The organism is Chitinivorax tropicus, from assembly GCF_014202905.1.
Taxonomy (GTDB): domain Bacteria; phylum Pseudomonadota; class Gammaproteobacteria; order Burkholderiales; family SCOH01; genus Chitinivorax; species Chitinivorax tropicus.
This window is the reverse complement of record NZ_JACHHY010000008.1, coordinates 119,670-130,805: the sequence shown is the minus strand read 5'-3', so window position 1 is coordinate 130,805 and position 11,136 is coordinate 119,670. Positions and strand designations below refer to the sequence as shown.

General features: G+C 53.0%; 6 protein-coding genes. 4 read left to right on the top strand and 2 right to left on the bottom strand.

The genetic code is table 11. The features are described from left to right. Window positions 1-209 precede the first annotated feature (209 nt). From HNQ59_RS08095 to HNQ59_RS08080, 4 genes are all read left to right on the top strand, one after another. On the top strand, window positions 210-833 hold the full coding sequence (locus tag HNQ59_RS08095; RefSeq protein WP_221320203.1) for a hypothetical protein: 624 nt from the start codon (window positions 210-212) through the stop codon (window positions 831-833). A 642-nt stretch (window positions 834-1,475) separates the two neighbouring features. After that, window positions 1,476-3,608, top strand: coding sequence for a type I secretion system permease/ATPase (locus HNQ59_RS08090; protein ID WP_184037557.1), 2,133 nt, complete (start codon window positions 1,476-1,478; stop codon window positions 3,606-3,608). Between the two features lie 10 nt (window positions 3,609-3,618). Beyond that, a complete protein-coding gene (locus tag HNQ59_RS08085) occupies window positions 3,619-5,037 on the top strand; it encodes an HlyD family type I secretion periplasmic adaptor subunit (RefSeq protein WP_184037554.1) in 1,419 nt (472 codons plus the stop codon). A 174-nt stretch (window positions 5,038-5,211) separates the two neighbouring features. Next, complete coding sequence (locus HNQ59_RS08080; RefSeq protein ID WP_184037551.1) at window positions 5,212-8,883, top strand: calcium-binding protein; 3,672 nt, start codon at window positions 5,212-5,214, stop codon at window positions 8,881-8,883. A gap of 178 nt (window positions 8,884-9,061) precedes the next feature. On the opposite strand, the gene tpiA is transcribed toward HNQ59_RS08080, so the two are convergent. Next, a complete protein-coding gene (gene tpiA / locus HNQ59_RS08075; protein ID WP_184037549.1) occupies window positions 9,062-9,829 on the bottom strand; it encodes a triose-phosphate isomerase in 768 nt (255 codons plus the stop codon). Window positions 9,830-10,127: 298 nt separating this feature from the next. Then, window positions 10,128-11,126, bottom strand: a complete 999-nt coding sequence (locus HNQ59_RS08070) for a cytochrome d ubiquinol oxidase subunit II (RefSeq protein WP_184037546.1) — start codon at window positions 11,124-11,126, stop codon at window positions 10,128-10,130. Window positions 11,127-11,136: the final 10 nt, after the last annotated feature.

Genomic DNA, 11,136 nt, shown 5'->3' with positions numbered 1-11,136 from the left:
TGCCACCTGCACCTGCACCTGCACCTGCACCTGCACCTGCACCTGCACCTGCACCTGCACCTGCACCTGCACCTGCACCTGCACCTGCACCTGCACCTGCACCTGACATTATCCCCGCACCGATGGCTGTCGCAACAAGCAGCTTAGCCACTGAAAACGTACCGAGTGTGCAGCCCAAGGTAGTTTTCAGAAGCACTGAATGGGAGGCAGTGGACATCCCTGCTACCCCATTGGCTTTCGATGAAACCGTCCCTCCTTTGGAATTCGATGCCACGGTGGAGGAAACGACTCAATCTACCGAAGCCCCCCTCCTCCCAACAGCCAAAGTAGAGATCGCCCCCGCAGCTCCGGAAGACATACCTGAACCAATGGAGCTCATTGCCCCCCCATTGGGCGACTTTGAAGAACCACAGCCTGAGCTGCCCGTCATCGCCACACCAATGGCAATAGAGGCCGCTGCAGCAGAACCCGAATTGCAACCCTCTCCGATGCCGACTGTCGAGGCCAGTATCTCAGATGCCTCTCCGCAACCAGCGTCTTACACCCCCTCCCTCACAGATGAGTCACTTTCAGCAGCGATCATCCCAGCCACGGCCAACCCGGCTGGCCGGGACTCTGCGGAGCTGGTCCAACAATTGGTAGACTCTGTCACCCTCCAGCTGGAACCACGTATCGAGGCATTGGTACGCCAGCAATTTGCACTGAAGCTGGCCAGCCTCTACCGAGACAGCTTGGAGGATGCACTTCAAACAGCCCTGGACACCTTGCGCCATGGCCTGCAAAACGACATTCGCGACATCGTTCGCCAAGAACTCGATAAACGCGATCTGTAATACAGACCATCAATCCATCTCAAGAAAGGGCACAGGACATGCCCTTTTTTTCATCTTAAGCCTTCAGTGCTTGCCACAATCAATGTAGCACCTGTCAAACAAGGCATACCCCACAGGTTACATAAGGCTGGTCACTGGAAATTCGAACAAGCAATTGGATGAGCAACCCCATTGCATATTTGACTAGTACATGTGCTCTCATTTAACGCCAGCCATACCCATTCAATCCATATCAAACAACCAATCAATATAATTATGCAACAAGACCTCCAACACACCTCCCAGCAATAACCATGGAGTTTTAATAAAAACCTATTAACTCAATAGTTAAAATTTATCAATCAGATTTATTGAACTAAGAATCAGTTTAAATGATTTATTAAACAATATCGCATATGAGAATTCGTGCACGCCCACATCAATTATCGTTGATCACTGTGCCCAAACGCCTTCTTTAATAATAAAAAACTCAATCAACACAAGACCTATACATATCCAGAATGGCTACACTTCTGAGTCACACATTAATTATGCCAATTCATATTTTGCAATTGCACAAATTAAGCATTTCCGATTTCCCTAATATTCAGATAACATACTTAATATTAGTTTAAAAGAAACGTCACATAGAAAGTAAAGAGGATGCAGTTAGGAGATTTAGCAACAGCAAAGGAATTAGATTGCGGCCTGACTTGTCTAGTATTACTGGCCCAATTTCACTCCACACCAGTTGATGCCGCACAATTACAGCATCAATTTTCACAAAATGGCGAAGCTTTCAATGAAACACAATTACTGCTGGCCACCAAATCATTGGGGCTTAAAGCTCGTGTGATTCATACCAGCCCACAGCGCCTAGTCACCACGCCACTCCCAGCGCTGGCGCTGGCAGAGGATGGAAGGCATTTCATCATTGCAAAATTGGATGGGGATCAGGTACTGGTGCAAGACCCCACTGTCGGGCGCCCGGAGATCTGGTCAAAGCAGGAGCTGACAGCACGCTGGTCTGGCAAGTTGATGCTGATTACCTCTCGTGCGTCACTGGCCGGCGACATGGCACGATTTGACTTCACCTGGTTCATTCCTGCTGTTGTCAAATATCGAAAATTGCTGCTTGAAATCTTGGGCGTATCCTTGGCACTGCAATTGTTTGCGTTGGTTACACCTATGTTTTTCCAGGTTGTCATGGATAAGGTGTTGGTTCACCAGGGGTATTCCACCCTGGCGGTGATCAGCGTTGGCTTGGTGGTGGTTGCGGTGTTTGATGTGCTACTAGGAGGGCTACGCAATTATGTCTTTGCCCATACCACCAACCGGATCGATGTCGAACTGGGAGCACGGCTGTTCCGGCATCTACTGGCGCTGCCACTCAGTTACTTCACCCATCGCCGGGTGGGTGATTCGGTGGCCCGCGTGCGAGAGCTGGAAAACATTCGCAATTTCCTGACTGGCCAGGCCATGACTTCGATTCTCGATCTGGCCTTCATTGTTGTGTTCCTCGCAGTCATGACTGTCTACAGCGGCTGGCTGACATTGGTGGTGGTGGCATCACTCCCATGCTATCTACTGATCTCGATGGCCATCACTCCCAGCCTGCGCGCCCGTCTGGATGAAAAATTCGCACGTGGGGCTGACAGCCAGGCATTTCTGGTCGAATCTGTATCTGGTATTGAAACGGTCAAGGCACTGGCTGTCGAGCCACAGTTCACCCAGCGTTGGGATAAACAATTGGCGGCTTATGTTGCAGCCAGCTTCCGGGTAGTGGTGCTGGGAACACTGGGTCAGCAGAGTGTGCAATTGATAAACAAACTGGTGACCGTCGCCATCATGTGGTTTGGCGCCAACATGGTCATCGAAGGCAGCCTGACTGTTGGTCAGCTGGTTGCGTTCAATATGCTTGCCGGCCATGTTGCAGCCCCGATCATCAGGCTGGCACAGCTCTGGCAGGAGTTCCAGCAGGTCGGCATTTCAATGCAACGGCTGGGTGACATTCTCAACACACGTACCGAGATTCCACAAAGCCGTCAGGCTTTGGCGTCGATCCACGGCCAGATCCAATTTGAAGGGGTCAGCTTCCGTTATAAAGCCGACGCCCCGGAAGTCATCCGGGACCTAAACCTATCCATACACCCTGGCGAAATCATTGGCATCGTCGGCAGGTCGGGTTCAGGCAAATCAACGTTGACAAAATTGTTGCAACGACTGTACGTACCAGAGCGCGGCCATGTCCGCATCGATGGGATCGATCTGGCATTGGCAGACCCAGCCTGGTTAAGGCGCCAAGTGGGTGTGGTACTGCAGGAAAACCTACTGTTCAATCGCTCGATCCGCGACAACATCGCACTCACCAATCCGGGGCTACCACTAGATACCGTGATTGAAGCGGCCAAGCTGGCAGGCGCACATGATTTCATCTGCGCGCTGCCCGAGGGGTATGACACTGTCGTCGGCGAGCATGGCACAGGTTTGTCGGGTGGCCAGCGACAGCGCATCGCAATTGCCAGGGCGTTGGTGATGAATCCTCGTGTTCTTATCTTTGATGAAGCCACCTCCGCACTGGATTATGAATCTGAACGGGTCATTCAGGACAATATGCAGGCCATCTGCCAAGGCCGCACCGTCCTGATCATTGCCCACCGGTTATCTGCAGTGCGGATTGCAGATCGCATCATCGCGATGGATCGTGGACAGATCGTTGAAACCGGCTCACATGCTGATCTGGCCCAGCGTCCGCAGGGCTATTACGCCCACTTACTGGCATTGCAACAAGGTTGAGGAAGCCGACATGTCATCCGTACTGACCGCCATTCAAGACTTGGCTCGCCGCTATGCACAGGTCTGGCAAGCAGCCTGGCAAAACCGTCATCACATGGCCCCTCCTGCCCGCACGACGCACGAATTGGCATTTCTGCCAGCCCACCTGGAACTACAGGAAACACCAGTCCACCCAGCACCTCGCTTGGCCATGCGTCTGATCATTCTGCTGCTGGTGATCGTATTGGCCTGGGCCACTCTGGGCAAGCTCGACATCGTGGCCGTAGCGCCAGGCAAGGTCGTGCCCAATGACCGGGTGAAAGTGGTTCAACCACTGGACACTGGCGTCATCAAAGCCATCCATGTTCGGGATGGGCAAACCGTCAAAGCCGGTCAAATCCTGATCGAACTGGATGCCACCGCAACCGGGGCGGATCTGACCAAAGCGGATGAGGCACGTCTGACAGCCAGCCTGACTACCGCCCGTGTCGATGCACTCATGCAAGCGTTGGCGAAAGGAGGCGACCTCGTTTGGCCTGCACCGGTCAACATCCCCACCGCTCGTCTACAAGCCGAACAACAACTGGCCCGAGCCCAACTTGCGGAGTTCCGCAGTAAGGACGCCACACTGCAGGCCGAGCTACAGAAGCGGCGCGCAGAGCTGCTCACCACTCAAGAACTGGTGGTGAAACTGGAGCAGACCCTCCCTATCAGCAAGGAGCGGGCAGAAGATTACAAACGCCTGCTGGAGCAAAACTTTGTCTCTCGGCACGGTTATCTGGACCAGGAAAAAGAGCGCATCGGGCTGGAAAAAGATCTCTCAGCCCAACGCAGCCGGGTCATGGAGCTTACCGCCAGCATCCGTGCGCAGGAAACCCAGCTGCAAAGCTTCAAGGCTGAATTTCAACGACAGCTTCTGGATACCCGCCAGCAGGCCCAGCAACAACTTGCACAATATGATGAAGACCACACCAAGGCTTGGCAACGCCAGCAATTGACCAGACTAACAGCCCCGGTCGGCGGCACGGTACAGCAACTAGCTATTCATACAGTGGGAGGAGTGGTCACCGCTGCGCAGCCGCTGCTGGTGATTGTGCCGGACGACACCCTAGAAATCGAGGCCATGGTCGAGAATCGTGATATCGGCTTCGTCAACCCTGGCCAGATGGCCACTGTCAAGGTTGAAACCTTTCCCTACACCCGTTATGGCTATCTGCAAGGGCGCGTAACCAGCGTTTCTAGCGACGCCATCAACGACGAGAAACGTGGCTTGGTCTACCTCGCACGACTCAAACTTGAACGTGACCAGCTATGGGTTGATTCCAAGTGGATTCGCCTCAGTCCCGGCATGGCCATCAGTGCCGAAGTCAAGACAGGGCGGCGACGTGTGATCGACTATTTCCTGAGCCCATTGACCGAATCCGTCAACGAAGGTTTCCGCGAGCGTTAACGCCGCCCTCTCCAATCCATTCCTCGATTAGTGCTGCATGCGGGTCACATGACCTGCAGGCAGCCTGCTGCCCTGGCGTTGTGTAACTTGACATGGCCTGGGTGGCGGATGTGCGGCATATGACCAAGCCGCTTTTGTGAGTCTCACCCATTCACTCAATAAGAAGGAAGCATCATGGCTTTAGAAGATCTGCAACAAAAGTTGCGGTATATCGCTGATTCGTTCGATTTCCTGCTCCAACAGTGCAAAACCATCGACAACAAATCAAAAGTCAACTCAGGCAAATCCTTAGCCATTTCGGATTATCTGGGCAATGACGATCGCCTTTTCCTATCAGCCATAAAGGCAGTCGGGCTGACACAAACTGAAGGAGATATCCAAAACTCGGAACAGATGGGCAAGCCCATCCTATCGAGGGAAACACTCGGGAACTGGATTACGAAGTTGGAATACAGTAAAAACTCGTTGATACTGCTGGCCACGATGCTCAGCAAAGTAACACCCGAAGACGAGGTAAAACTCAACAAGGAGATCCAAACGTTAAGCAGCATGCTCTCCGACCTAAATCCCAGCTCTGGCAGGGCACGTAGCTACCAGCTCATAACCTCAGCCGCCCGTACCTATACACAAGTGTCCAAGATTCAATACGAGCGTTCGTATGAAAAGCTGACGTCTGGCCTGGACACCTTGATTTCGAATGAATGGAAGGCCAAGGGCCTCAGTATCGATCCTTTAAAGCGGATCGATTTTCTTCAGACCAAAGTATCACAAATACTAGGCGGCATTAATCTCAATGATCCTGACGCCAGCACTTTCAGCAAAAACTGGAAAGAGTGGAAAGAAAATACACTCAAGTTAATTTCGCCAGAAATAATCTCAAAAACGGCACAAAGCATCCATGAGGGAAATTTAAAAGCCAACCCCAATGCCACGCTTGAGGATGCCAATAAAACGGCCATTGCCCTAGCCTCATATAGAGTCGAAGCGGAAGAAATCCCCAAGCTGAAAGGCTCATTGCTCAACAACTCCCAGTATCAGCTATTGGCAACACGTTACACCGAGCGCACCAAGACACAACAATTCGGGAGGCTGTTGGGCTCTGGCGGTGCTCTGCTGTTTGCAGTACCTGGCGAAGCCGTAGCCGCCGCCAACTCAGACGAAAAGACCAAACACGCCATCAATGCTGCGCTGTTCGCTACCTCTGCGCTGCAAGTTCCATTCGCACTTGCCTTGTCCATGATCGAAGCGCGTGCCCAAAAACAAAGCGCCGCCAGTGTCCTCAACGATCTGTATGTCTCCTTCAACAAGAATGCCGAAAAGATCACGATCAAGTTACCAGAGAAAATCGAACGACTGTTTAAGCAGTCCGCGTCGATCAACCTAGAAACCGTTGATACCATTGATGAAAGCAAAATCAGAATCATCAAATCAGTTGGAGAGGAAGCTAAATTCAATTTCCTCAGAGGTAAAGCACTTGGTAAACAGATGGGGAAATCGACCATTTTTTTTGCCGCTGACTTGGTTGCAGTCGCATCCGATATCTATGCCGCCCTCAACACCCCCGCCGGTGCAGTGGCTGGCAAGGTTCAAGTCGGTCTGTCACTGCTTCAGGACACGGCATTCTTCGCCTCAGACTTGTTTGCCGCTGTTGCCACTGGTGTCAAGGCACTCAGAGCAGCACAAGGTCTTGCAGTTGCTGGGGCCGTGATTGGGGCTGTCAACTCATTCGTTAACATCGCGGTGCTTTCTGAAACCTACAAAGGTGACTTCAGCAGCGAGCAAGCAAAATGGGATCTCGGAAACGCTGTGGTTGGCGTCGCAGTCGGAATTGCCGGCATTGCAACCGCAATCGCCTGCCCCCCTGCGGCACTATTGTTCATGCTGGTTCCTAATTTCTCTTCCATTGGCCAAGCCATCCAGCTGGACAAAACTCATAGTGACTTTATGGGCAAGGGGCTGCTCCATGAAGCAAGTGTGGTTCAAACGCTTCACCAGATTGCGGCGCTTGATGCCACACCTATTGTCAACTGGTTCTCCGGCATTTATACAGCTGACCTCAAAGGAAAAATGCTGAAACAGATGGACGCCCAGTGGTATCAGGAGGCATTTTTGGAAAGGCTGCATTATCTCGCCCAAAATAGCACAGATAAATTCTCCAAGTACGCCCGTGACGCCAATGTCCAAAACTTCCATTTAATCACATCGATAAAACAGGAATTCAAATACCTGGGCCAGGACAAAAATGTATCGGATTGGGTAGACATTGGTACCAATGTAAATGGGAAATACACAGTCAATACCAGTAAAAAAATAAATGACCAACAAGCGTCGAATGGTGTCCTTCAACTGGACGGGGTATTGAATGAGCAACACAGTGGAAAAGGTTTGGATTCCATTTATCAGATTGACTACGGTGACGGGGAAAGCCTGCCCAATCTGGTGTTGGACAATCGACGCTCCTCTCTCGATTCAGCCTACATCAACACCAACAGTCCCAATGTCACCATCAAGGCAGGCTCTGGCGATGACATGTTCATATTAAGTGAAATGCTGTCTGAGCTGGATGGGGGCATGGGAACAAATACCGTCAGCTTCCATATGGCCACGAAAGGTGTCTCCATCGACATTGCTCGCGGAACCAATATCCATACCTGGAAAGGCTCTACATTTGCCGACAAAGTCCGTGGTACGGCAGGCAGCGACATCTATTCCTCCAATGGCGGCGGTGACACTATTGATCTATTGGATGGTGACGACACAGCTCAAGTCAGTATCGGTGACAAGTTGAACATGGGCAATGGTGACGACAGAACCTTCTTCAATGACATTTCAGAGTCAGCCAATGGTGGCAATGGTAATGATATCGCCCAATTCCAGGGGCTGAGGTCTGGCCTGATCTATTCAACGACAGATATTGGTGAAGGACAGATAAAGTCTGGCCAACGTGGCCCAACAGGACTGCTTAAACACTATGAAGCGCTGACCGGAACCTTATTCAATGACGTAATCTCCATATCACAGCAAGATAGCTTACGAACATTTGGCTTGGATGAGGGTAACGATTTCTTTGACTTTGGTGCGGCCAGCGATTTGTCGGTATTCCTTGGAAAGGGTGATGACACGCTCACCAGCAATGGTGAGGCCTATCAAGCCAGTTGGAGTAATGGCTCATTTTTTGGAGGTCACGGACGAGATAGTTTGAACATAATCATGAACAACAGCGACATCCTGGTCGATGGTGGAGAGGACAATGACAACATCTCTTTGTATGGCTCAGCAGGTAATAATATCGCTGAAATCGTCGGAGGCGGCGGCAACGACAAAATCTCTATCCGCAAGGATATAGCAACAAAAATCCGCTTTGGCACGCAAGATGGCACTGACATCATCTATGATGATACTCGGCGAACCAAGGAAATGATTTTGGTTGTGGATGGGGCGGAGCAAAAAGATGTGCAGATCACCTACAAAGCCTACCGGGATAGTGCGCGTCCCCCGTCTGCATCAAAAGAGACTGATGTCTATGGCTGGACCATTGAGGTAAAAGTCGGCAAAACAGAAGTCAACGTCCACACCTTGACCATTCTTCCCGCTGAAATCAGACTGATCACATCGAAAGATGGGGTGGTACGCGATCTCGATCTATTGACCGTCGGAGCACTAAACGAGTGGACGGAGCCGAAGCTCGATAGCGAAGCCAGCAGTTCCACCACAGCTAGCCAGTCTGCTGATATGTTGATTCAAAGTATGGCCAGCTTTGGTGCAGATACCTCAGGCATGGGCACCAGCCATTCCATCATGCCACAACAAAGCCCGCGCATGATGATGGCTGCTTCACCGATGTAATCGCAACGGTTCGCGATACCGCGCCAGCCCGAGGCTGGCGTGGTGTGGTTTCCCTACTGTAGTTGGTGGGGTTCAATCACTCAGCAGCCAGACGATGATCGATACCCAGCTACCACAATGGTCCGAGCAGAAGTAACAAAGGCCGATGTAATCGGCCTTTGTCGCGCAGAGCGGGTGCTCAGTCCAGCTGGAAGGTGTTCAACCCGGCCTGATAAATCGCCACCATCTCCGCTGCAACCAGCGAAGCACCGCCTACCAATGCACCATCAATATCGGGCATGGCAAACAGGCTGGCTGCGTTGCCCGCCTTGACGCTGCCACCGTAGAGCACAGGTACGCGTTTGGCTGCCTCGCCCCCGCCTGCTTGCGTCAGCAGGGCCCGGATGCTGGCGTGCACGGCTTGTGCCTGTTCTGGTGTGGCCGCAAGGCCGGTGCCAATCGCCCAGACCGGCTCATAGGCAAATACTGTTTTCACCAGATCTTCCGCCACAACGCGCGCCAGAACGGCTTTCACCTGGCGCTCGACCACGTCTGCGGTCTGGCCTGCTTCATATTGGGCTTGTGTCTCACCGATGCAGATGATCGGTGTCAGGCCATGCCGTAGACAAGCCGCCGCTTTGGCCGCCACCATGTCGTCTGTTTCACCCAGCCCATGCCGCCGCTCGGAGTGGCCGACAATAGCGTATTGACAACCCAGCTCGCGCAGCATGGCGGCTGACATCTCACCGGTATAGGCTCCCGCATCATGCTGGGCGGCATCTTGCGCCCCCACTTGCAATGCGCTATCCGCTGCCAACGCCGCAACTGTCGGCAGATAACAGGCGGGCGGGCAGACCACCAGCGGTAAGCTGTCACGGGCAACGCTTGCCAGGGGTGGCAGCAGCTCGCGACATTGGGCCAGGCTGCCGTTCATTTTCCAGTTTGCGGCAATCAGTTTTCTCGACATGGTAAACCTCTTCATTCGGCTGTGGCGCGAGGCACAAGCAGCCTGTGGGGGGATAAAACAAGGGCCAATCGGCTTGTGACCGATGACTGTCAAAAGCTATGGTTTTTGAATAGCCGAGCATTGTTATAGCACGCCCATTGATTGGCAAGTGTGACCCTCCACAATGAATCCACATCTGACCGACGACCTGCTGCTGGTTGGCTCCAGATCTGTTGATGGCGTTTCCGGCCCCAAGCGGAGTTGGCGCGACATCCTACAGGCCATGTGCGCTACCAGCCGCTGCCGGGGGACTCCGCCATCAATACACCAGGTCACGCGCCTTGCCACGAAACACGTAATAGGAGTACGCGGTGTAGCACAGGATGGCAGGCAGCACGATCAAGGTGCCGACCGCCAGGATCTTCAGTGACTCGATGGATGCCGCACCTTGCCAGGCGGTCATTCTATCCATGATCAGATAGGGGAAGACGCTATAGGCCAAGCCATGAAATGCCAACACGAACACCCCGACCACGCAGGCAAACGGCGCCCATGACCATCGGTCATTGACCCGTGGCAGGCGTTTCAGCAGCTGATAGGCCCCCACCAGCAGCGCTGCAGTCATCACAGGGATGGGCAGCATCAGAAAGAATTCGGGCATGTTGAACCAGCGGCTGGCGACCCGCTCGCTCGCCCACGGCGTGGCAATGGAAATCAGCGCAATACCTAAGCCTGCCCATTTCAGGCAACGCTTTCCCCATTGAATGGCTTTGCGCTGCAGCCCGCCCTCAGTCTTCAACACCAGCCAGCATGCCCCCAGCAGGGCATAACCAGCCACCAGACAGACTGCAACCACCGCTGCAAAAGCCATCGCATGTGGCGTGTAATCCAGGCCGGTCACATACATGCCGAGCATGAATCCCTGTGCCAGACCTGCAATCAGCGAGCCCAGGGTGAACAGCCGATCCCACCTGGCTTTGTGATCTGCATGGGCTTTGGCACGAAAATCAAATGCCACGCCACGCAGAATCAAGCCAGCCAACATCAACGCGACCGGCAGATACAGCGCTGTCAGAATCGCCCCCTGTGCCATCGGAAACGCCACCAGCAAAATTCCCACCCCCAGCACCAGCCAGGTTTCATTGGCATCCCAAAATGGGCCGATCGCGGCAATCATGCGATCTTTTTCCTCTGGGCTGGCCCAGTGCATCAGTACACCCACACCCAGGTCGTAGCCGTCCAGGATCACATAGATCAGCATGGCGAGGCCCATCAGGCCCAGGAAGAGCAAGGGCAGAAACATGTTCAGGTCTAGCATTGTCTACATC